The sequence below is a fragment of the Bacteroidota bacterium genome (genome assembly GCA_030706745.1).
Lineage (GTDB): Bacteria > Bacteroidota > Ignavibacteria > Palsa-1295 > Palsa-1295 > PALSA-1295.
The window spans coordinates 356,107-378,890 of record JAUZNX010000001.1; the positions used below are offsets into that span (position 1 = coordinate 356,107).

The following is a 22,784-nucleotide window of genomic DNA, read 5'->3' on the forward strand; positions in this document are numbered from 1 at the left end:
GATTATTATTCCATGCTTAAGGCGCGACACTTTCACGATTTTGCCGATTTCCGCGATCACGTCCTCGCGACGTATCTCGCATATTATCCAACGCTTGCCTCCTGGCTCGGGCTGCATCAATACGATTCGGTTGTCGAAGATTTTAGTCCTGCCCGAAGGGAAGAATACCTTGCGACGCTGCACGAAGCGAAAGAAGTGCTGCTCAGCAAGCATTTCGCCGACAAGCCGGATAAGACGACGCATTTCGAGTGCCGCGCGCTCGAGTGGAAGATCAACGACGAGATCTTCCGGATGACCGAACTCAAAGACTACGAGTGGAATCCGATGGTCTACAACGAGCAGTTGGAGATCATGCACCTGATCGACCGCGATTTTGCACCGGCGGCCGAGCGCATGCGGGCCGTGCTTGCGCGCTTGCGTTCCTATCCACGCGTGCTTGCCATTGCGAGGCAAAACCTCCGCCGGAACATGGACCGCACGATCGTTGAGACGGGACTCATGGCGCTCGAAGGACGGCTCTCCTATCTCGATCAGGTCCCGGAGTTAATCTTCGGGGAGATCAATAATCCCGAGCTCATCGAAGATCTGACGCATGCGATCCAGACCGCGAAGCTTGCCATCACGAGTTTTGCTGAAGCCGTCCGCACCGTCGTGCTGCCGCATGCGATGTACGACTCCTTCCGGTTAGGCCCTGACTTGATGGCGCGGTTTGTCAAGTCGAGTGAACTGGTAACCGAATCGCTCGACTCACTGCTCGATAAAGGCCGCCGCGAGATGGACCGGCTCACCGTCGAACTCTACAAAGCCAGCGCGGAGTTGGATGCAACGGCGAACCCGCGTGAAGTCTTTCACACATTTGTGGAGACCGAGCACTTCAATGAGCAGACGCTGCTGAAGGAAGTCGAGCAGATGCTCGAACGCATTCGCACGTTCGTCATCGCGCACAATATCGTCGCGATGCCCTCGGAAGTGCGATGCAAGGTTGAGGAAACACCGGCGCACATGCGCTGGGCGTTCGCAGCGATGAACTCGCCTGGCGCGTTCGAGCGCGTTTCAACAGAAGCGTTCTACTACGTCACGCTGCCGGAAGCAGAGTGGGACGCAGAGAAGCGCAAAGAGTTTTTGCACACACTCAATCGCTCGGTGCTCGAAGTGATTTCGATACACGAAGCGTATCCGGGACACTACACGCACTTCCTGCATTTGCAGAACATCCAGAGCAAGGTCGGCAAGGTGTTTCAGTCGTATGGCTTCATCGAAGGCTGGGCGCACTATACTGAAGAGATGATGCTGAATGCCGGCTGGGGCCAGGGCGATCCGCGCATTCGCATGGCGTACCTGCACGAGGCACTCGTGCGGATCTCGCGCTTTGTCATGGCGATCGAACTCCACCGCGGCACGATGACGCTCTCCGAAGGACAGCAACTCTTCGAGGAAAAAGCACTCATGCGTCCCATGGCCGCGCGCCGCGAAGCCGAACGCGCCGTCTTCGATCCCGGCTATTTATTCTACACGCTCGGCAAATTCCAGATCCGCGAACTCCGCGAGCGCATGGAGAAGCTACCCGGATTCTCCCTCTTCGATTTCCACAACGAACTCCTGAGCTACGGCTCCGTGCCCATCAAGATCATTGCGGAGATGATGGGGGGATAAGCTACCATTCGGAATCGATGCCATCCTCGATTTCGAGCACCTTTAGCGGTTTCGTGCCCGGCGAGGCTCCTTTTATGCTTCTCTTACAACCATTCCGAGTAAGGTGCATTACTCGCGTCATTCCTTGACCAATTTCTTCGTCACGACTCCTTGAATTGAGGCGATTCGTATGTAATAGGTTCCGGCGGGGAGCATCGAGAGATCGACCGTCGCATCGGGCGCCTTCAGCGTGCGGATCGTCTCGCCCAGGATATTCATGACGCTCATATTCGCGTTCGCCGGGACGCCCTGCAATGCCACGAAACCCTTCGTTGGGTTCGGGGTGACTTGGATCGGCACAAGCGGCAGGACGGAGACGGCGGCATCGTTGATGTGCATGATCGAGTTGGGCGGAGCATTCGAATAATCGAAGGTCAGGCTCGGGCAGGCAAGCTTCGTCGCATCCGTTGAGACACTCGCACCATCCGCATAAATGACGTAACTCCCGGAGCTGGCGTACATGGCTCCTGGCTTCAGATAGACGACGTTGCACGATCCACCGGTGACCGTCGCTCCGGCTTCCGCGAAAATCGTATCGAATATGCCGCCGCTGACCGAGACACCGGGGTTCACCCATACGGATCGATTAGCCCACTTGTTCAAATCCTGGTCCGCACTCGCAATGTTCGCATAGTAAGGAATGATGGGGTCGGTGCAATCAAAGACATTAATATGGAAGATATCAGAAACCGAACATCCACCGGGAGCGACCGCCCGAACCGTCACGGTCTTCTGTCCTGCGGCCGAATACATGGTGGTTGGGCCGAAAAGATCCCAGTGCGTTATTGTAGAGGAGGGGTTCGAGTTCGCACCAAAGTCCCAATAGATCACAGCGTCTTGTTTCAAACCATTACTCATGTCAAACTGGATTTGGGAATTCACCAAACCGGCATTTCCGCAAGGTGAATGGATGTAAAGCTGACCCGGCGATTCCGCGATGTTCACATCTGTACCATTATCCGCGCTGACGGTGTAGGGATTTGCCGCCATCACACGGAATCGGTAATTGCCCGAAGCAAGCGCATCCGGAGGAATGGCTGAAACAATCGTGAATGTACCAGGAAGGGTATCAATGAGCGATCCGATATTCCTGAAATTCGGGGTGAGAAAGCTGCCTCCTGCGTCTGAAAGCTGGAAGGTGAATGCGTTTTTGTGTAACCACGTCCCAGTTGCCGTGAACGTGATTGAGACTGGATCGCCCGCGCAGAATTGCGTTCCGGAGACCGAATTGATGGTGAGCGTTTGCGCGCGAAGAGCGCTCGGCACCGAAAGCCACGAAATTGCGAAGAGAAGCGAAAAGACGATACTAATCTGTTTCATGGATGACAAAACAAAAGTGTGAACGACATGGACTCGTCTTTGAGACACCGCACGCAATGCCGGCGCGCCATAGAACAATAACATGCCGCGAACCACGCGAAAAGTTTCATGACTCTCAGGGCAATGCGATCTGAACCAATGGACTCTCAAACGCTCAGAAACCAACGAATGGCTTATTGTCAAACGTTTGGCCGTAAAGCTCCCCGATCACAGCTGGGTCGGATGAAATCATAATAATCGGCCGAAGGTTTTCAACTTGGAGGGTCCAATCTTTATGTTGAGGTCATTGCACTGCATCGGGGCTATTGCTCTCGTAGTGATAATTCTTGTCTCGTCCCTAAAAGCTGAAGGCCAGACTAGCTATTGGACCGAGACCTTAGACGGAGGTCCTAGCGAAGTTATCACCATGGCTCAGGCGCCAGATGGCACTCTTTACGCAGGCAATCTTGATGGTGATTTCTATACTAGTGCGGACGATGGTCTATCGTGGACGCAGATGTGCAATTTCGCTGGTGGAATTAGTGCCGTTCGCGTGCTGCCATCTGGCAAGTTGATCTGCGTGACAGGTTACTTCTCTATCAAGGGCCATTTTTATGAGTCAATTGATGGCGGTGCAAATTGGAAAGCGAACGGGGACACCTCCTTCTATACGAACATCCCAGGTTCGGTTGTTGATCTGCTCGTCGCACAGGATGGCTCCTTGCTTCTCCTTACTACTAATTGTGTGTGCCGTTCAACGGATGAAGGCACGCATTGGCTCACAATGTTCAAGGATACCACTGATCATATTTCATGTGGCTGTCTCGATTCGTGTGGGCATATCCTCGTAGGATTCTACAATCGCATCAGATGCTGTGCAGTCGGTGATACAATATGGACAGATCTTGGCTATTCCTTTGGTTCGCGCTTATTTGGCTTGTCTATTTCTCCGAATGGGGATATCATTGCGGCCAACAGTCAGTTTGGCGCGGGAGTCATATCTATCTTCAGAGATGGAGTCTGGACTCATCAGAGAAGAATTCCTAGCAACGTATGGAGTTATGAACCGATCGCGGTTGATAGTAGCGGAATCATGTATCTCATGTTTGACGGGACCTATACCTCGGCCGATTATGGGAAGACCGCGCATCAGACCTATGAGGGAGGTCGCTGTGACCAAATATACTACTTCATCAGCAAGAGTGGCCATTTGTTTGCACTCAATGCCTGTGGAGTTTTACGTTCGATAAATCGTGTTGGTGATACTATTCTCCACTTCCCCATCACAAGTACTCCAGGTTGTTCATCTAAGGCAATCATAACTAACCTTAACCACATCGGCTCGTTCGCAGTCACTCCGAATTGGATATATGTCAGCAATGGCGGAGTTGCAGAGATACCCTGGTCTGGTGGCGCGATTGGATACTTAACCTCTATGCCCGAACCGCACGGCGGACCGTTCGTAATTCATGGTGATGATTGTTACTTTGTCAATTATGACATTGACCATCCCGAATTGAATTGGAGCAAGATCAGTAAGATTTCAATAACACAGGGTGGACTTGCGCAGCAGAATATTATCGTTCGAGCGAAGCGCATCGTAGACCTAAAGTATTCCGATTCATCTTTGTATTGGATGTGCTCTGCTTCGACTGACAGCCTTCTTCGGCATGATGGAATGCTTCAGCGACTTGTCCTTAGCACGCAATCGATTCAAACAATTGCGGATAGTATCTCAGCACTGGATGGATTCAGCATTGTGAGTGACTCGATTGTATTTGGAGAACGAACAACATCCGACCGAACCGGTGGCCTAAAGATAATTTCGAAGGTTGGCGGGGCAGCTAGAGTAATCACATCGGAATCCATCGGTGGAATCGATGCTGACAGCGCAAACATTCTCTATTACTCCTATGATGCTGGCGCGGTTTATCTTCGAAGCCGCCGCACTGATTCTGTTGAGAATCTCCTTATGATTCGCGACTCGAACATTCAAGTATGGGGCGATCAGAATTATGTTTACTGCCTTGCAAGTGGACTCTGTGGAAGCAATGGCTCGCTGACGAGAATCTCCCGATCCAGCCGGACCTCCCTCATACTTGATGATAGTGTTGGCTGCAATCCGTTCATCGTTGTTGAATCCCCCTTGCTCTATCTCTCTGACGACGTAAACGGAGGCCGTATTCGAACGATCTGTAATTCATCAAATCAAGGGTATGCGGAGCCAACGGTCCCAGGCTTGCTTGACTTCGGGGTTGTTGCTATTGGCAAGACGAAGGTCGCTCAGCTACCCATTAAGAATCCCTCTTCGACAAACCTAACGGTCTATGGAACAATCCGAGACGGTAATTTCAGCCTGTATCCCCCATCTCTTTCAATCCCAGCTCGTTCGGAGATGTCATTCAAAGTCTATCATACTTCTACATCCGGTTCGCCAGTCGATGACCTCGCACTGTTCTCGGTTAATGGGTCTGTTCCATACGCATCGACTATCCTACATTCAGAGGGAGACCTTGGCGTCACCCCTCAGGGTACTGAAAATTCCAAACCACAACTTCGGTTCTTGAATGGTGACCTCATGGTCGAATTCGCTTCAGGTCCTTATTCATTGACCGTTTGCGATCTTCTCGGAAGAGTGGTTGAACGCTGGGATGGCATTTCCAATCGAGGCGACAATATCTTTCATATTCCAGCTTCGAATCAGTTCTTATTCGTTAGTTTGTTGCAGAGCGGTGAACGGCAGGTGCTGAAATTGGTACGATAGCGACGTGGGGTCTAAAGCCACTGGTTATCTCCTCTTGTCCCTTCGGGCCTTAGAAAATACTTCGTGATTTTTTTGATGGGCACCTTGCGCGAGGGGTGAGGAATGTAGTATGTTGTTTGTCAGGTGATGGGCACCGTTTTCGGGGAAAATATGAAATATGAAGTATGAAATATGAAGCGTGGTGCCCGGTCATTAGCTCATTGACAACTTGGGCGATTTTGCGCAAATGGAGAGGGCGTTCATTAAATGACAATTCAAAAAAGAGAATTAAAGTAATACTTTAACTTTGGGCACCTATTTCAGAAGGCAAATGGCGAAGCAAGGGAGCGGTTCCGAGGAATCGGGGGGAAGCATTCCCCTGCTGCGAAGCCGCGACTTTTCCTGTACCCGGGATTGCTTCGCTTCGCTGCGTTCGCAATGATGCCTCTGAGAGGTGATTGCTTCATCGGGCTTCGCCCGACTCGCAATGGCGGTCAAGTCCGGTACACGTTTTTTGAACCGATGCTCTATCTCAGCGGTTTTGTGCCGACACGTTCGTTTTTTCAACTATATAGTTAGCGCCCAATGCCGTACCTATTTACTTCAGAGAGTGTTTCGGAGGGTCATCCGGACAAAGTCGCCGATCAGATTTCCGATGCTGTGCTCGATGCGCTGCTGGCGCAGGACCCGAACTCCCGCGTGGCTTGCGAGACGTTTGTGACGACAGGACTTGTCGTTGTCGGCGGTGAAGTGACGACGAAGGCGTATGTCAATATCGAAGAAGTAGCCCGCGAGACGATCGCGCGCATCGGCTACACGAAGGCCGAGTACCGATTCGATTATGCAAGCTGCGGTGTGCTGACTTCGATCCACTCGCAATCTCCCGACATTGCGATGGGTGTTGACACCGGCGGCGCTGGCGATCAGGGCATGATGTTCGGTTATGCCTCAGATGAAACGCCGGAGTACATGCCGGCCGCAATCGTCTATGCCCACCGGCTCATGGAGCGTCTTGCCGATATTCGCAAGAACCACAATAAGTTGATGCCGTACCTGCGTCCCGATGCGAAGAGTCAGGTGACGGTTGAATACGATGACCGAGTTGTGACCCGCGTGCATACGGTCGTGATCTCGACGCAGCACGATCCCAACGTGACGCAAGCCCGCATCCGCGAGGATGTGATCCACCACGTGATCGAGCCGGTGATTCCGGAATCGATGCGCGCCGGAGGTATCATCATCCACGTAAACCCAACGGGTAATTTCGAGATCGGCGGACCGCATGGCGATACCGGCCTGACGGGTCGCAAGATCATCGTCGATACCTATGGCGGCCGTGCACCGCATGGCGGCGGAGCGTTCTCCGGCAAGGATCCCTCGAAGGTGGATCGCTCGGCAGCTTATGCCGCGCGTCACGTTGCGAAGAATATCGTTGCCGCCGGTTTGGCGCATGAATGCACAGTGCAACTTGCGTATGCCATCGGTGTCGCCGAGCCGGTATCGATCAATGTCGACACGCACGGTTCTGGGACCATGCCGGATGAGATGTTGGAGCAGTTGATTAGGAAGACGGTCGATCTGACTCCGAAGGGTATCATCTCACGGCTTAACTTGAAGCGCCCGATCTATCAGGCCACCGCAGCATACGGCCACTTTGGTCGCGATGAGTTTAGCTGGGAAAAGCTCGATCTCGTCGAAGGCTTCCTGGCCGCCGTCGAGGGAGTGTCGGCACGCGCCGTGCTGGCATAGCCGGATTCAGCGCGGATAGCGCGGGTTCCGGTTACTTCGGTTTCATCCTGTAACTTTTGGCTTCGGCCGGGGTTGTTAATAAGGCCAGCAGATGCTGGTCTTATCACTTTGCACTGTCAGGATTATGAAGCATATTAGCAAAATCGCCTTTCTGTTCTCTAGTTTCGGTTTGATCTACGCCGGTTGCAGTTCAAGCACCTCGAACCCTCCGCCCGTCACTCCATCGCAGGTACACTACGCTGCAGGGAGTGATTATCGGTACACACAAAATCGCCGCGACACGTCTGGGGGAGCGTTTGGTAATGACGGAGTCGATCCGACCAAGGCCGACACCATCACGTCGGTTGTGCTGGCCACGAATCAGACCTTCCAGTTTGACACGAGTGATGTTACGATCATCCAAAACACGCATACGTCCAGTGTGACTGGCGCGCAAAAAGACACGACCGACATCGCCCAGGAGAATGGAAACTACTGGCACTACAACTATGGTCTGGAAGGACTTTCGAGCGTTCTGGCGGAGCCCGTCGGCTGGGTTCTACAGGCGAAATTTGGTGCGAAGCCGGGCGATACCTGGGTTGCGGTCCACAATAATGCCGTTAAGACTAAATACCAAGTCAACGCGGATGTTTTGATTAACGCGCTCGAGATGAACGACACAACGATCTCCGGCATTGCGGTCAAGCATGTGCAGCATAGCGTAACGATATCTGCTGTTGGTCAAACGATTGCAGGGACGATCGATACGTATGTGTCTCCAGAATTCGGGATGGTGCGAAACACGGTGCATAGCTCGAGGGTGGCAATTAATTTGCCCTCGATCATATCCGTGAATCAGCAAGTTTCTGGTAGCGAGACTGTGATGGTCAGCCACCCGTAAGGAGATTGCATAGGCCGCTGTGCCTCAGGACGCTGCTTCGGTCTTCGCCAAATTCTCGACTGGCGAGCGACCGAAGCGGCGATCGAGCTCATCGATCGCAAGCTTGATGACGATGGGTCGGCCATGCGGGCAAACATACGGCATTTGGGTCTCAAATAGCTGCTCGATCAGGACATGCATCTCGTCCTGGGATAACTTATCGCCAGCCTTGATAGCGGCTTTGCAGGCGAAAGTAGCGGCAAGCTTATCGCGTGTTGGTTGCGAGCGAGTATCACCATTTTCATCATAGCCATCGAGCGTTTCCCGCAAGATGCTCTCCTCGCGGCCCGCGTGGACGTCGGCCGGAATGCCATCGATGATGATGCTGGTCCCGCCAAAAAATCGAATTTGAAAGCCGATCTTTTCGAGTTCGGGCTGAAGATCTCGAACAATTGCAAGTTCACGCGGCAGTAGATCCAAATGCTGCGGAAACAATAGCTGCTGCGAATTCGGATGATTGTCTTCGAGGGACCGCAAGGCACGTTCGTACAAAATTCGCTCGTGGGCCACGTGCTGATCGACGATCATCAGACCCGATTTGATCTGCGAAAAGATATACTTGTTGTGAAGTTGCCAGAGCACCGGCTTGTCACGCAGCACTTCAGAGGCGAGGCTGATTCGCTCGATCGGAACGCGTGTCGTGGCGACCGGTGGTGCCCCAAAGGTCGGCATCGTTGGGACTGATTTTCCACGAAAGAGATCGTCGGGTTTCGAACCAAACAGGCGCTCGAGAGTGCCAAGACCATTCGAAGATTCGGGAATAGAAATTGGCCCAGATTCAGCAGACCCATTCTTAGCGGGATTCGAAGCATACTCCGGAAACCGCATGCGGGCATTCGATTCGCCAGAGTTGAGCGTCTCCGGCATTGTCATTTCCGGAGCCATCGCACCTTCCGAGGCAGAATGGGTATTGGCACGTGTTAAGGCTTCCTGCAAGGCGCGGCGAACTTCATCAGTTACCGAGCGTTCGTCCTCGAACTTGACCTCCAGTTTTTGCGGGTGCACATTGACATCAATGCGAGAAGGGTCGATCTCGATCGAAAGGAACGTCGATGGGAATGCGCCCTTATCGATCAGATGCTCGTAGGAGCTTGCCACAGCATACGAGAGGCTTCGCGAGGTGACGGGCCGATTATTGATGAAGAAGAACTGTTCGCTTCGCACCCGCTTGACGAAACTCGGCGCGCTGGTAAATCCAACCACATGCAGCGCCGGCGAAACGCTTTCGACTGGCAGCAATGCGCCCCGGAGTCGTGGGCCAAAGATTTGCTCGATCCGCTCTGGCAGCGGACGAAAGCCAGGTAAATCGAAAATCAGATCGCCATCGCTAACGAAGATGAAATGGACGTGCGTTGCCGAAAGCGCCGCTTTGGTTACCGTATCGACGACGTGTTTGAACTCGGTCGCCTCCGACTTCATAAACTTCCGACGCGCGGGAATATTAAAAAAAATATTTCGCACAGAGACCGAAGTCCCTTCATCGCAGGCAATCGATTCGCACTTTCGAAGAATGCTTCCTTCAACTTCGACGAGCGTACCGAGTTCTTCCGACCGAGTCCGAGTCCGCATTTCGAACTGCGAGACAGAAGCGATCGCGGCAAGCGCTTCACCACGGAATCCGTAGGTCGAGAGCGACTCCAAATCTTCCATCGCCCAGAGCTTGCTCGTCGCATGGCGTTCGATCGACGTGCGTGCATCTTCGCGCGTCATGCCGCTCCCATCATCAATGACTTGAATGAGTGTTCGGCCAGCATCCTTCAGGACGATGGTAATATTTTGCGCTTTGGCATCCAGCGCATTTTCCAGCAATTCTTTGACAACGGATTCCGGCCGGGTCACGACCTCGCCGGCCGCGATCTTCTGGGCAATGGACTCTGGTAACCGTTTGACGATGGGCATACTTCAGTAACGCGAAATGCGTTACTCATTACTCGTTACGACTTCTTGGAACGTGCTATCGCCGAACATTGCTTTCGCAAATTCTGCGGGATCGAAGGGCTGCAAATCTTCGATCGTTTCGCCGACTCCGATGTAACGTACAGGTACCCGAAGCTCGTTCGTGAGTGCGATAACAATTCCGCCTTTCGCGGTGCCATCAAGTTTTGTGAGTACCAGCCCAGTGATTGGAGCAACCTTGGTGAATTCGCGTGCCTGCTGCAGGGCGTTCTGCCCGGTGGTCGCATCGAGGACAAGCAAGACTTCGTGAGGAGCCTCTGGCAATAGCTTTCGCATGACGCGAGTCATCTTCTCCAACTCCTGCATCAAGTGTTGCTTGTTGTGCAACCGACCGGCAGTATCGATAAGCACAACATCGGCATCTTTGCTGATGGCCGACTGGAGCGTATCGAACGCCACTGCCGAGGGATCAGCACCTGCGTGCTGTTGAATGATGTCGACGCCAGCACGCTGCGCCCAGACTTCAAGCTGCTGGTTCGCTGCCGCGCGGAAGGTGTCGGCTGCACCAATGATAACTTTCTTGCCAGCACTACGGTAATTATACGCGAGCTTCCCGATCGTCGTCGTCTTTCCGACGCCATTGACACCCACGATAAGCTGCACGTACGGCCGCTTGTCCGAAGGAATTGCAAAGGGATCGTCGGGCAACCGAAGCTCGCCATTCCGGGTCAACGCATCCGAAATTTGCGAGCGGAGTTCATCACGAAGTTGTGATGCTTCCGACCATTTCTTAAACTGGATCTGGTGGACCAAATGGGCGATAATACGATCGGTTGTTGCCACACCGGCATCCGAGCCGAGCAGCGTTTCCTCAATCTGGGCCATCAACTCATCGTCGATCTTCCGCGATTGATAAAAGACGCGGTTGATCTTACGCACGAATTCATCGTGCGTTTTCTGCAGGCCCTCGCGGAGCTTGGTGAGCTTAAGTTTATCGAAAAATCCCATGGGAGCGGGTCAACACCAGAAGACGAGGGAAAGCTTCAGCCTGTAATGCTTTCCCATGCCGCGTGTTAGACCGGCATGAAGCAAGCAGAATTTCCTAATAATATGATCGGAAGAGGGCATTTGCTACCGAACCGGGTCGCGCTCAAGGTCATCGCAAGTGTATTCGTCCTGTATGTCACAATGAGCGCAGTTCTAAAAAATCTGGCTCCCTATCTATACCCGACCTCCGCGCTTCCTTCAGCTATATTCAGAGTTGAAGCAATCGCACTGATGCCAGCCATGATGATAGGAATCGGTTTGAGCGCTCTGCAGGCTGATAAGTTGTCCTTCCCGAAAATACTGATCCGGAGCTTTGTGGCATCTCTTCTGGCATCCACCATGGTCGCTTTCGGCTTCCCAATTTTTTAGATCCGGATTCGTCTGCAAGCAATCCTATTTGGCCGCAGCCACCAATCCCGCTAATCGCTGTCCATACACCACAAACGAAACCACCATCAACACCACGCTGAGGTAGGTCAAACCAACAATCGTCATTCCCGTTACTCCAGCAAGGACCAAAAACAGCGTCGCTGCGGTCGTCAGCGCTGCCGCCTTGCCGGGATAATTCGATGGCAACACGACCCCAAGCTTCCGTTTTGCCCAGATTCCGCCGGCGAGAATAAGCATATCGCGTCCCAATATCGTCGCCAGAAACCATAATGGGATCAGACCATACACTGCCATCGTGATGACCACGAGGCCAATAAAAATCTTATCCGCTAACGGATCGATCACCTTTCCCAACTCGCTGACCGTATCGAACTTCCGCGCCAACCAGCCATCGAGGATATCCGATAGGAATGCCACAAAACAAATTGCGGCCGCCAGGATATTCAATTGCGCCATGATCGCGAAGATGGCGGGGAATACCATGAACGCCCGCATCGTGCTGACCAGATTCGAAGGCGTAAAGACAAGGTCCTTAGCCCTGAATTTCTTGATCGGATCCGGCTCGGAACCCGGTCCGGCTGCGGTCATGATCGGAGTCGGTTGCTGCTTCGAGGCCGTCATCATGCGACTGCCATCACCTCACGCTGCTTGCCACTCGTGATCCGCGCCGGAATCTCGCTCTTCGCCGGCCAGGAGACTGGATAGATCAGGCAGCGGACCGTATGCTGCGAGGAGTCCTCGGCAAGTTCCGGATGGACCGAAGGACACTCCGGCATCACCTTCGGGCATCGCGGATGGAAGTAGCAGCCACTCGGCACATTCGCTGGCGATGGTACATCGCCCGTCAAAACAATCCGGCCTTTCTTCGCCCTCGGGTTCGCGATCGGCACCGCGGAAAGCAGCGCCTGCGTGTATGGCGCTTTCGGATTCGAATAGAGTTCGCTGTAGGGTGACGTCTCGACAATCTCGCCAAGATACATCACTGCCACGCGATCCGAAATATGCTTTACGACCGATAGATCGTGTGCAATAAACAGATACGTCAGTCCAAGCTTTTGCTGCAAATCGCCAAGCAGGTTCAGCACTTGCGATTGAATCGAAACATCGAGCGCCGAAACCGGCTCATCGCACACAATAAACTTTGGCTCGACCGACAGCGCTCGTGCGATTCCGATGCGCTGACGCTGGCCACCAGAGAACTCATGCGGATACCGGCGCGCATGCAGCGGACTCAACCCCACGATTTCCAGCAACTCGTTGACGCGGTCCTTGATCTCGGCGTCCGTCTTGCGCAGGCCATGCACCTTCAGGATTTCCGATAGCATTCCGCCGACTGTGATGCGCGGATTCAGCGAGCTATACGGGTCCTGAAAAATGATCTGCATCTGGCGGCGCATCTCCCGCAAACGCGCCGCGGACATCGTCGTCACTTCTTCGCCTTCGAACTTCACGGAGCCGGCTGTGGGCTCGATAAGTCGCAGGATCGCGCGGCCCGTCGTCGTCTTGCCGCAGCCAGACTCGCCGACCAAACCCAGTGTCTCGCCACGCTTGATCGAAAACGACACGTCATCGACTGCCTTCACGTGGCCGACTGTCTTCGAAAAAAGACCCCGCTTGATCGGGAAGTACTTTCTGAGGCCTTTGACTTCTAAAAGATATTCGCTCATGCTTTACATTATTCCCCGCCTTTTCAAGGCGGGGGCAGGGGGTGGTTGACCCCTTCACTAAGGGGCCATGCCTAACGCCGCCCCGAGCGAAGAGAGTTCAGTGGCGACTCAATTTCAAATGATGTCGTCCTGAAACAGGTGCCCCCGCCGCGGCGGGTTAAAGTAATACTTTAATTCTCTCTTTTGAATTGTCATTTAATGAACGCCCTCTCCTTTTGCGCGAAATCGCTGAGTTGTCAATGAGCTAATTCCCCTGCTCCGCCCTCATCCTTCAGCCTTCATCCCTCATCCTTTTCCACCAGCTTGGTGCCCATCACCTTGCAAGGAACATAATACATTCGAAGCGCGAATGCAAGTCTCGGGCAAAAATGTCCTCCACTTTTTTTTCGCAACGTCGATCCTGGAATCGCAAGTACCCGCTCGAGTTGACATCCTAAGATAATCCCTGCCAGCCACCGCGTTTCGGAAGTTGTGTGTAAGCCGTTGGATAGGATTGAGGAAGGGGAAGGCCTTCTCGAATAGTTTTCAAGATCCGAATTTGGCGATTTTTTTTGCGGCTAAGAGAATCTTAAGCTCTGACAGTGCGGTTCGAAAAGAGTAGTTATCCCTGCCGATGCGCGACCGGGTCTCCGGTTCTCCAGCGCACGGTAACGCCCGGCCACCGGGGATGTCGTTGGAATGCCAACATAATCAGTTAGGAATCTGAAAGCTTTTTCGGATCATGCTAATTCGCATTCACGACCGACCGTTCTCGACTCTCGCACCGCGATCCATTACGGCGCGTTATTGTCTTGCTCTCCACGTGCTGCTTATCGCGTCGACCCTCTGGGCGTTCGATATTGCAGCGCAATCGCATTGGCAGAAGGTCAATGCACCATTTGCTGGGAGCCCTTACTTCCTCAATCCTGATACAGGGTTCCTGTATGCATCCCCCGGAGTCGCATCGACCACGGACGGCGGAAAAGCATGGACAAGTATTCCATTCTTCGCCCAAATCGCGGTCAGTCAACTGTATTTTCAAAGCCGTACCCGAGGATTCGCCTCCGCGGTCGGCATAGGACCCAATGGTTATGGCGCCGGACTCTATGAAACGAGGGATGGAGGCATCACCTGGGTATCGTTGAAGCCTCCGAAAGCAGACTACACTGGGGTCCATGCAGTTGGAGACATGATATTTGCGTCTGCTGCAATACGATTAGGTGGTCGGCCATTGTACTTCTCGAGCGATGATGGTGCATCATGGAACTCCCTCGCCTTTGTGAAGGGCCTCAACCTACCTGCAAACTCTCAATTCCAACAGGTGTACGGTAATCGAGATAGTCTCGTCGCAACTGTCTGCTATTCTCAGAATGGTCCTATCAATCAGGTTCAAATCATTTATTCCACTGACTTAGGCACACACTGGTCGAGCCAGAATCTCGGTACATCAACGTGGTGGATGATGGCGCTCCACATCCAACCCCATGCATGTAGTATCACTCGTCAGTACGTGCCTTTGGTTGATTCCAGGGGCGATGTTTATAGCTTTCTTAAATCGGAAGGAAGTGACTACTCGGTTTGGGACTCAACGTTGATGCATCAGGAGACGGGAGCATGGATTGCCGGTGATGCTTGTGCCTTCTATCTGTGCGGCGCCAGAGCTTCACCATCCTTCTTTCGGAGTACGGATGCCGGCACATCCTGGCAACCCCTGACCGGCGGAACGTCTCCACAGGTTCCGACTTTCGTGGAACTCGATGACATGGACTTCCAAAATCTTTCTGTCGTGGGATATGGCGCGGTAGTCTATGCGTGCGATCTAGAAGGGAGTCTCTGGAAGACAACCGACGGAGGGGACGGCGCTCTTAGTTCGAAAGCATTGGCGCCGAAGGTGCAGTTTAACTTTTTACCGGGAATAGGGGGAAGCCCGAACCTCACCGATAGCACATGCCAACTAGATTCGGTGGTCATCAGCTACCAGAGTCTCACCTGCGCCTATGCACAAATCGATTCGATTTGGCAGACTGGTTTGGACGCCAATGAGTACGTGCTCACTTCCGCCCACTACCGATCCTGTGAGCCAATGCCAGATTTGTCGCGGATTCTCATTACTCCCAAGGTCATTGGCACAAGGACGATCACGGTTTATGCACGATTTATCGACGATGAGTTCGAGACGTTCAACGATAGTCTACAATTTGCGATCACAGTCAGCCCAAGTCATCCGGGCCTTACGGCCAAAGACAAATCGTTTGCATTCGGGACGATCCGCACATGCGGCGGCGTGCGGGATACTACCGTGACCCTCACCAATACCGGCTGCCTGCCCGATACGATAACGAACGTCACGCTCGGAAATAATGGCTTCGCATGGCTTGAAGACTCTCTACCGATCATAGTGCCGGAAGGTAAATCGGCTCATTTCCGATTCCGCTTTTTGCCGACGGACTCGGGTGTGTATGTCGATACCGCGGCCATCTCGGTTACGAGCATGCTTGCCACCACCGAGCAAGTCGCGCTTCGAGGCAACTGTGTGCAGCCTCGGTTATCCTGCTCTTCGAGCATGCTCGATATTCTGCTCGATACCACGAAGGCCTGCTCGCTTCGGGATTCCATTCTGGTGTTTCGCAATACAGGCTGCGATACGATTACGATCGATTCGAATGCGTCGCAGTGGTCGCCGGGATGGAGCGCGGTCGATCCACCATTCCCGCTTGTACTCGCGCCGGATAGCAGCTTTACCGTGCGGGTACACTTCGCTCCGAAGACACCGGGCAATAGCACCCAATATATTACCTATTTCTTCGATGCGGTCGGGAAGAAGGATGTGGCGAGCCAGCGAATGCGGCTCACCACGATGGCCGTGCCCGGCACCGGCATTCTGGATGTGCCTAGTATGTCCCTAAAGGCGGGAAGCTTCTCCTTCTGCGTGGGAGATACAACGGTCTACGACACCATTAAGAATACTGGTTGCGATACACTTTTGCTCTCGAAGGGGCAACTTCAAGGTGATGCGACGTTTACACTGCTCACACCATTGCCTTCGCAGCTTGCGCCAGACTCCGTGGCCATCATCTCCATTCACTTCTCGCCGCGCACCAAAGGCGCGCACGCGGCACAGCTTCTATTTGATTCGCATAGCCTCCACGGCGGAGATACCGTGCGCAAAACTGCCATCGCCATGAGCGGCACGGGGTTGCGTGGCACGATGATGCTCGCGTGCGACAAATCCACTCTCGATCTCGGCACCACCCCCATCTGTCAGGAGCGCGACACGTTCGTCGTGATTCAGAACACCGGCTGCGACACGGTGTGCGATTCATCGGTCACTCTCCAACAGGGCACATTCCAACTTGCAAAGCCGTGGAGCGCGCGGTGCCTCGCGCCGGGCGAGCGGGATACCGTGTGGCTTGTTTCGAGATTGGACACGAATGGACATGCTGGACAGAATCTGGCGACGCTAACGATTGCCTCGAACGCAGACACCGCACTGCCGCCTATCACATTGACGCGCGAGATTCAGTATCCGGCACCGTGGCATCTCACCATCAGCGCGCCGGACAGTGCATACGCCGGCAAGCCAATCACATACCGGCTTATTCAGTCCGCCGCGGCGGATGCGCTGCCGACAGATGTCACCGCCATCGACTTCGTGCTGCATTACGATGATAACCTGCTGGAGTTCGAGCATGTGGATGAGCCATTCGTTTTGGCGGGCGCACGCGGCCAGGATGGCCGCGCCACGCGTATGCCGATTCACATCGCGCCGGTACCAACGGACTCCGTTCTTGCGACACTACACTTCTCAGCATTCCTTGCGCCGAATCAGCACACGAAGCTATCGGTCGATGGCATCACCTTCTCCTCGCAACCCGCGCGCCCATCGGATTGCATTGCGCTCGCGCAGGTGGATACGAGCGCGTTCACTCTTCGCACAACGTGTGGTTCCGATGAGATCACGCGCGAGCTGACTGGCCTACCGCTCACGGTGGATGCGGTCGTGCCAAATCCCTCGCACAACGAGGTGACGCTGTATTACTCACTGACTGGCTCGGAGACTATTCCAGCAACCATCATGCTTGAGGACGCGCTGGGTCGGACGTGGCTCTCGCAAATTGTGCAACTCGATGCTGGTGTGCGACAAAGGATCACGCTCGAATTTTCTGGCGTTGCGAGTGGCGTTTATAACGTACGGCTGGCATCGCCTACGATTGGTGCAAGCGTCGCGAAGAGAATCGTGCGGGAGTAGCGCTTACCAGTTCGAAATCACCGCGATCATGATTTGCTCGGCCACCTGATCTTCGGCCTGGTGGATTGCCTTCTTTTGGCCGGTCAGGCTTTCAATGATCTGGTAGTTCGCGGTCTGCGAAAAATCGCGCTCCCAAAAGACCTTCTGCTTTTTCTGATCGGTGTACTTCGCATGGACGCGAAGCGTGATGCGCTTATCCTTGACCACCTCGCCAACGCTCACGCTGACCGCTTCATCGATGATCCCGTTCGGCGCAATCGAGGCTTCGAGCAGCGCGTCCGAATTCGATCGGTTCGCCACGCGAAGCGAGCCTTCGTTGGTAAACTTCTGTATCAACAGATCGGTCAGATTTTGCCGCACATCGGACTGCCCCCATCCCGAGTTATCTTCCACGCCCGGAATCCCGATGGTATGAATATGCGGCGGAATGCTGGAGCCGGTGAAGCTGTAGCAGCCGCTGAGAAGGAAAATATGAAATATGAAGTATGAAATATGAAGGGATCGGGATTCGACACCTCTGTCACGCTTCAACAAATGATTTATTTCATATTTCATACTTCATATCTCATATTTATTCGAGTCCTTTCTCCTTCATTTTGCGATAGAGCGTTCGCTCGCTGATTCCGAGTGCGCGCGCAGCGTGGCGGCGGTTGCCTTGATAATGTGCAAGCGCTTGTTCGAGCGCTTCGGTCTCGATGATTTCGAGTGGCCGGATCGTCGGGCGGCTATCTCCGTTTGTTGATGGCGGCAGCGCCAGCGTGCCTGTGCGCGTTGGCGTGCGGCCATCCTGAATCATACTCTTGATGTCGGCGATCTCGTTGCGAAGTTCAATGAGTGCCCGGTAGATGAGCTCGCGCTCGCTCTGCTCCTTCGGCATGGAGATCGGCGCCGCCGGCAACGGCCGGTTCGCTCGCGTGTCTTGCGCTACACCTCCGTGGCCAATGCCGCCGCCATCCCAAAGATCTGCAACGCTCGATGCTAGCGCCCGCTCGACGTCGCGTTGCGTGATCACGCATCGGTCGTCCGCTCGCGTGATCGAGCAGACGAGTACGACGAGTTGCTCGAGTGTGTTGCGCAATTCCCGAATGTTTCCGCGCCACTCGTGATCGATCAGCATTTGTGTCGCGTCCGGTGTAAGCTGCGGCATCTGCGGCTTGCCACTGGCGTCGACAATGTGATGTCTGCGAACGAACTCGCCAAGCATCGTCTCGATCAAGAATGGAATATCTTCACGCCGGTTGCGCAACGGCGGAATGCGGAGCATCACCGCGCGCAGGCGATAATAGAGATCGCTCCGGAACGTCCCGGCGCGGACATCGTATTCGAGATCGCGATTGGTCGCCGCGATGATGCGCGCGTCGGTGGTGATCTGTGTGGTCGATCCAACGCGGGTGAACTTGCCGGTCTCGAGTACCCGCAAAAGCTTCACCTGCAAAGCGAGCGGCATTTCACCGATCTCATCTAAGAAGAGCGTACCCGATTGCGCGGCTTCGAAAAATCCTTTGCGCTGCCCGACCGCTCCGGTGAACGAGCCTTTCTCGTGGCCGAACAATTCGGACTCGATCAGCCCTTCCGGTATCGCACCGCAATTGACCGTTACGAATGGACCCTTGCGTCCGCTCAAATCGTGAATCAACTCCGCGAAGACCTCCTTGCCGGTGCCGCTCTCCCCGGTGATGAGGACGGTGATCGCCGTCGGCGCGACGACTCGCACGACGGAGACGAGTTCGCGCATTTCTTCGCTCGCCGCGATGATATGATCGGGCAAGGGGACGCTCAGGCTGCGCGGAAGCGCGACCTCGGGGAGAATATGAGCGAGCGAGCGGGATGTGCTGATTTCTGCCATTTTGTCAGATGCAAGAACTTCTTCTGTCTGCTTATGAGTTCGGCATTCCGATGAGAAGCTCATTACAGGTCGTTTTAGCGGTGTTTTTATTGGGCGGGTTGTCTCACCGCGCAACTGGCCAAATTCCTGCCAAAGGCTATCACGCCATCTCCTACAATGCTACGGTCAAGCTGGACCGGCAAGCCGATTCGCTATGGGGTGTTGTGACCATGACGGGCCGGACATCAGAGAGCTTGACTGGAATTCGTCAATACGCTTTGTATATCCAGGTCGATAGTGTTTTCGTAAATGGCAGCCGCGCCGTTGTTCGGGTACTTCCTGATAGCTCCTTAATGTATGGCGGGTATTTCGCGCTCTCTCCAAGTGCTATCGACAGCGGCAATCTCTTCACAGTGACGACTTACTACCACGGCAAAGGCATGCCCGAGCAGCAAGGTACGCTCCACTGGGGAGGCGTGACCGACGAGGACACAATGATGTTTGCGATGGGCGTCGGCTTCAACGCGCCCTACACTTCCTGCACGCGGCACTGGATGCCCTGCTACGATCTGCCGGACGATAAGCCGGACTCAGTCGACCTAACGTTCATTTGTCGGGATAGCGATGTGACAGCTTCGAACGGGTTGCTCGTCAGCAACACTGTAGCAAACGGCTGGCGGACGATGCACTGGCACATCAGCCATCCGATTGCGACGTATTTGCTCACGTTTGCGACGGGACCCTACACCATAGATAATGTTCCGAACTCGCTGAACAAGCCATTTCAGGTCTTTGCGTTGCAACGCGATAGTGCTAAAGCTGCGGTGGACATGCGCGCGCGCGTGCGAGACATACTCGCGTTTTATGATTCACTCTTCGGCACATATCCATTCGAGAAGGTCGGCTATGTCATCACGCCCATCGGCTCGATGGAACATCAGACCATGATCTCGCTCGATAAGGGCGTGCTCATCGGCGATTCAGCGAAAATGGCAAGCAGCACCGGAGGCGGGAGCACCACTGCAATCCATGAACTCGCGCATCAGTGGTGGGGCGACTGGGTGACGTGCAAGACGTTCGACGATGCGTGGCTCAATGAAGGATTTGCGACATACTGCGAGGCGCTCTCGCTCGAACATCTCTTCGGGCGCTCGGTATATCTTGCGACGCAACACTCGAACATCGCCATTTCCAAGTACCCGGCAGTAAATGCTCTGCCACTTTTCGGCGCCGCGACTGCGGACAATCACAGCAATAACTATCCCTCTACAATTTATCAAAAGGGCGCGGCCGTTCTCGGGATGCTCCGGCAGTATCTCGGCGATTCTACGTTCTTCAAATGTGTCCGTTACTACGGTCGCGTGCATGCATATTCCACTGCTACCAGTTTCGATATGCAGCAAGACTTTAAAGAGATCAGTGGTCAGGATTTGTCGTGGTTCTGGAAAGAGTGGGTCTATGGTATTGGGTTTCCGAAGGATACGATCGTGTGGTACCGAAGACAGACTGGTGCGCCGATTGAATTTCATCAGAAGTTTAACAATGCCGGCATGCCATACTTCCGAGTGCCGATTCCAGTGCGCGGGTACAGCAATGGTAGTCCAAAAGATGTCATCGTTTGGATGGACTCGACCCAAAAGAGTCAGGATTTCGCAAACTTTGGGTTCATGCCAGACTCGATCAAGATCGACCCGGATGGACTACTGTTGATGACGACAATGAAGATGACGTATTCTGCATCAGTCGGTACTACAATGGTGGAGGTCAGTGTTCCTGCCACTCGTCTTCGAGTATTTCCCAATCCCAACAACCAGGACTTGCTTTCGTACTCTATCGACTATCCGAATGCGTCTGGCGATCTCTTACTCATACTTTTCGATGACGCTGGTCATCAAGTACGCACTTGGACTCGTACGATAACCAAGACTATCATTCAAGATAGCTTGAATATTGCCGGACTGAGCGCTGGTAATTATCGGTTGTACGTTCGGATACCAAATGAATTCTCTGTTTCAACCGGCGTAACAATAAGTCGCTAATGTCTCTCCACATCTCCAAAGAGCACGACACCGAACTGGCGCGACAAGCCTACGCGGCGGTTGCGGATGTACCGACCGTTGAAGAGAACGACCGCAACCGGTTAGGCTATCACGTTTGGCTTTATCTTCGAGGTGAACTCACAACGCTCGAAGAGGCGGTGCGGATGGCGCGCTCGCGGTTCAAGCCGAGATCGCTGCCGCAGGAGGATGTCGTGAATATCGTTTCTTCGGCTCTGGAGAAGCTTCGCGCGGAGGCCGTGTAGCGCACGCTTTCGCTTGCGCGAATACTCGGTGTTTCGAGGCGCTCGCGCAAGCGAAAGCGTGCGCTACACTTTTGTCAACTCTCGCGCCACATCGAAGCTCGTTGTCTCATGCGCGGAGATGCGAATGAGTTCTTGTTCGAGTCTCGCCGATCGCTCGGCGGTCCAGAAATCCGTGTGAAGCATGAGTTCGACGAGTTCGTGGACTCGCTCGCGCTCGCGCTCGATACGGCGCGTGGCCAGTTCACCGGTCTTGAGTAGATGTTCCCGATGTTTTTCGATGTTCGAAAGTATGTGGTCTATGCCTTCGTTCTTGCTGGCGGCGGCCTTGATGACGGGTGGAATCCACTCGTCTTCTTTGTGGGTGACGCGGAATGTGAGAATTGTCGTCAGCGCGCGGACAGCTTGATCCGCGCCTTCACGGTCGCACTTGTTTACGACGAAGAAATCGGCAATTTCCATCAGTCCGGATTTCATCGCTTGTACGGCATCGCCGCTTTCCGGTACGAGCACAACGACGGTTGTGTCCGCCGCCTTTGCAATATCCAACTCGGATTGTCCCACGCCGACCGTTTCGAAGAGTACAAAATCAAATCCGGCGGCATCCAGCACGTCAGCAGCATCTTTTGCTTTCGAAGAAAGTCCGCCGAGCGAGCCACGCGTAGCCATCGAGCGAACATACACACCGGGGTCCATCGAGACCTCCTGCATCCGAATGCGATCGCCGAGCAGAGCGCCTCCGGTAAATGGCGAAGTCGGATCGACAGCCAGAATGCCGACAGTTTTACCCAAAGAGCGGATGAGTTTTGTCAGCTCGGAGGTGATGGTTGATTTCCCTGCGCCAGGTGGGCCGGTGATTCCCACGCGATACGCGTGGCCCAGCCGCGGAGCTAACTCACGAAGAAGCGCTCCGGCATCTTCGCGGTCGTTTTCGACACGAGAAATTGCTCGGGCAACCGCGAGCCTGTCATGCGTCGAAAGTCGTCGGGCGAGTTCGGAAGAAGTCATGGGCAGCGATAAACACTTATCG

At 54.0% G+C, this 22,784-nt stretch carries 16 protein-coding genes; 8 read left to right on the top strand and 8 right to left on the bottom strand.

Going from position 1 to position 22,784, the window contains the following annotated elements; all coding sequences use genetic code 11:
- Positions 1–12: 12 nt before the first annotated feature.
- On the top strand, positions 13–1,653 hold the full coding sequence (locus tag Q8902_01610) for a DUF885 domain-containing protein (GenBank protein ID MDP4198249.1): 1,641 nt from the start codon (positions 13–15) through the stop codon (positions 1,651–1,653).
- A gap of 117 nt (positions 1,654–1,770) precedes the next feature.
- Here the strand turns inward: Q8902_01610 and Q8902_01615 are convergent, their stop codons facing one another.
- Positions 1,771–3,012, bottom strand: a complete 1,242-nt coding sequence (locus Q8902_01615; GenBank protein MDP4198250.1) for a T9SS type A sorting domain-containing protein — start codon at positions 3,010–3,012, stop codon at positions 1,771–1,773.
- A 406-nt stretch (positions 3,013–3,418) separates the two neighbouring features.
- On the opposite strand from Q8902_01615, the gene Q8902_01620 reads away from it, so the two are divergent.
- From Q8902_01620 to Q8902_01630, 3 genes are all read left to right on the top strand, one after another.
- The gene (locus tag Q8902_01620; protein MDP4198251.1) at positions 3,419–5,755 is read left to right on the top strand and encodes a hypothetical protein; all 2,337 of its coding nucleotides are present in this window, start codon (positions 3,419–3,421) and stop codon (positions 5,753–5,755) included.
- Between the two features lie 564 nt (positions 5,756–6,319).
- Positions 6,320–7,483: a methionine adenosyltransferase gene (metK, locus tag Q8902_01625; protein MDP4198252.1), complete on the top strand. Its 1,164-nt coding sequence runs from the start codon at positions 6,320–6,322 to the stop codon at positions 7,481–7,483.
- Between the two features lie 124 nt (positions 7,484–7,607).
- Complete coding sequence (locus Q8902_01630) at positions 7,608–8,363, top strand: hypothetical protein (GenBank protein ID MDP4198253.1); 756 nt, start codon at positions 7,608–7,610, stop codon at positions 8,361–8,363.
- Positions 8,364–8,387: 24 nt separating this feature from the next.
- On the opposite strand, the gene mutL is transcribed toward Q8902_01630, so the two are convergent.
- Both mutL and ftsY read right to left on the bottom strand, forming a co-directional pair.
- Positions 8,388–10,301, bottom strand: coding sequence for a DNA mismatch repair endonuclease MutL (gene mutL, locus Q8902_01635; GenBank protein MDP4198254.1), 1,914 nt, complete (start codon positions 10,299–10,301; stop codon positions 8,388–8,390).
- Between the two features lie 21 nt (positions 10,302–10,322).
- Complete coding sequence (ftsY, locus tag Q8902_01640) at positions 10,323–11,306, bottom strand: signal recognition particle-docking protein FtsY (GenBank protein MDP4198255.1); 984 nt, start codon at positions 11,304–11,306, stop codon at positions 10,323–10,325.
- A gap of 75 nt (positions 11,307–11,381) precedes the next feature.
- Between ftsY and Q8902_01645 the strand changes: the two genes are divergently transcribed.
- Complete coding sequence (locus Q8902_01645) at positions 11,382–11,714, top strand: hypothetical protein (GenBank protein ID MDP4198256.1); 333 nt, start codon at positions 11,382–11,384, stop codon at positions 11,712–11,714.
- 24 nt (positions 11,715–11,738) lie between these two features.
- Here the strand turns inward: Q8902_01645 and Q8902_01650 are convergent, their stop codons facing one another.
- Positions 11,739–12,359 (bottom strand): CDP-alcohol phosphatidyltransferase family protein, encoded by a 621-nt coding sequence (locus Q8902_01650; protein ID MDP4198257.1) that lies wholly within the window; start codon positions 12,357–12,359, stop codon positions 11,739–11,741.
- Positions 12,356–13,402, bottom strand: a complete 1,047-nt coding sequence (locus tag Q8902_01655; GenBank protein MDP4198258.1) for an ABC transporter ATP-binding protein — start codon at positions 13,400–13,402, stop codon at positions 12,356–12,358. The genes Q8902_01650 and Q8902_01655 overlap by 4 nt, the downstream gene beginning before the upstream one ends.
- A gap of 721 nt (positions 13,403–14,123) precedes the next feature.
- Here Q8902_01655 and Q8902_01660 point away from each other — a divergent pair.
- A complete protein-coding gene (locus Q8902_01660; protein MDP4198259.1) occupies positions 14,124–17,630 on the top strand; it encodes a choice-of-anchor D domain-containing protein in 3,507 nt (1,168 codons plus the stop codon).
- Between the two features lie 3 nt (positions 17,631–17,633).
- Here Q8902_01660 and Q8902_01665 read toward each other — a convergent pair whose 3' ends face one another.
- Both Q8902_01665 and Q8902_01670 read right to left on the bottom strand, forming a co-directional pair.
- Positions 17,634–18,185: an LptE family protein gene (locus Q8902_01665; GenBank protein MDP4198260.1), complete on the bottom strand. Its 552-nt coding sequence runs from the start codon at positions 18,183–18,185 to the stop codon at positions 17,634–17,636.
- A gap of 16 nt (positions 18,186–18,201) precedes the next feature.
- Positions 18,202–19,476 carry a sigma-54 dependent transcriptional regulator gene (locus Q8902_01670; protein ID MDP4198261.1) on the bottom strand — a complete coding sequence of 425 codons (1,275 nt, stop codon included), beginning with the start codon at positions 19,474–19,476 and terminating at the stop codon, positions 18,202–18,204.
- A 50-nt stretch (positions 19,477–19,526) separates the two neighbouring features.
- Between Q8902_01670 and Q8902_01675 the strand changes: the two genes are divergently transcribed.
- Together Q8902_01675 and Q8902_01680 are read left to right on the top strand one after the other, a co-directional pair.
- Positions 19,527–21,494 (top strand): M1 family aminopeptidase, encoded by a 1,968-nt coding sequence (locus Q8902_01675; GenBank protein MDP4198262.1) that lies wholly within the window; start codon positions 19,527–19,529, stop codon positions 21,492–21,494.
- Complete coding sequence (locus Q8902_01680; protein MDP4198263.1) at positions 21,494–21,757, top strand: hypothetical protein; 264 nt, start codon at positions 21,494–21,496, stop codon at positions 21,755–21,757. The genes Q8902_01675 and Q8902_01680 overlap by 1 nt, the downstream gene beginning before the upstream one ends.
- Positions 21,758–21,820: 63 nt before the next feature.
- On the opposite strand, the gene meaB is transcribed toward Q8902_01680, so the two are convergent.
- The gene (meaB, locus tag Q8902_01685) at positions 21,821–22,762 is read right to left on the bottom strand and encodes a methylmalonyl Co-A mutase-associated GTPase MeaB (protein ID MDP4198264.1); all 942 of its coding nucleotides are present in this window, start codon (positions 22,760–22,762) and stop codon (positions 21,821–21,823) included.
- Positions 22,763–22,784: the final 22 nt, after the last annotated feature.

Coding starts and splice junctions, on each gene's coding strand:
- Q8902_01620 (MDP4198251.1), top strand. CDS start 3,419: ATGGCTCAGGCGCCAGATGGCACTCTTTACGCAGGCAATCTTGATGGT.
- Q8902_01680 (MDP4198263.1), top strand. CDS start 21,494: ATGTCTCTCCACATCTCCAAAGAGCACGACACCGAACTGGCGCGACAA.
- Q8902_01670 (MDP4198261.1), bottom strand. CDS start 19,476: ATGGCAGAAATCAGCACATCCCGCTCGCTCGCTCATATTCTCCCCGAG.
- Q8902_01660 (MDP4198259.1), top strand. CDS start 14,124: ATGCTAATTCGCATTCACGACCGACCGTTCTCGACTCTCGCACCGCGA.
- Q8902_01615 (MDP4198250.1), bottom strand. CDS start 3,012: ATGAAACAGATTAGTATCGTCTTTTCGCTTCTCTTCGCAATTTCGTGG.
- ftsY (MDP4198255.1), bottom strand. CDS start 11,306: ATGGGATTTTTCGATAAACTTAAGCTCACCAAGCTCCGCGAGGGCCTG.
- metK (MDP4198252.1), top strand. CDS start 6,320: ATGCCGTACCTATTTACTTCAGAGAGTGTTTCGGAGGGTCATCCGGAC.
- Q8902_01655 (MDP4198258.1), bottom strand. CDS start 13,402: ATGAGCGAATATCTTTTAGAAGTCAAAGGCCTCAGAAAGTACTTCCCG.
- mutL (MDP4198254.1), bottom strand. CDS start 10,301: ATGCCCATCGTCAAACGGTTACCAGAGTCCATTGCCCAGAAGATCGCG.
- Q8902_01610 (MDP4198249.1), top strand. CDS start 13: ATGCTTAAGGCGCGACACTTTCACGATTTTGCCGATTTCCGCGATCAC.
- Q8902_01675 (MDP4198262.1), top strand. CDS start 19,527: ATGAGAAGCTCATTACAGGTCGTTTTAGCGGTGTTTTTATTGGGCGGG.
- Q8902_01665 (MDP4198260.1), bottom strand. CDS start 18,185: ATGAAATATGAAATAAATCATTTGTTGAAGCGTGACAGAGGTGTCGAA.
- Q8902_01650 (MDP4198257.1), bottom strand. CDS start 12,359: ATGATGACGGCCTCGAAGCAGCAACCGACTCCGATCATGACCGCAGCC.
- Q8902_01645 (MDP4198256.1), top strand. CDS start 11,382: ATGAAGCAAGCAGAATTTCCTAATAATATGATCGGAAGAGGGCATTTG.
- meaB (MDP4198264.1), bottom strand. CDS start 22,762: ATGACTTCTTCCGAACTCGCCCGACGACTTTCGACGCATGACAGGCTC.
- Q8902_01630 (MDP4198253.1), top strand. CDS start 7,608: ATGAAGCATATTAGCAAAATCGCCTTTCTGTTCTCTAGTTTCGGTTTG.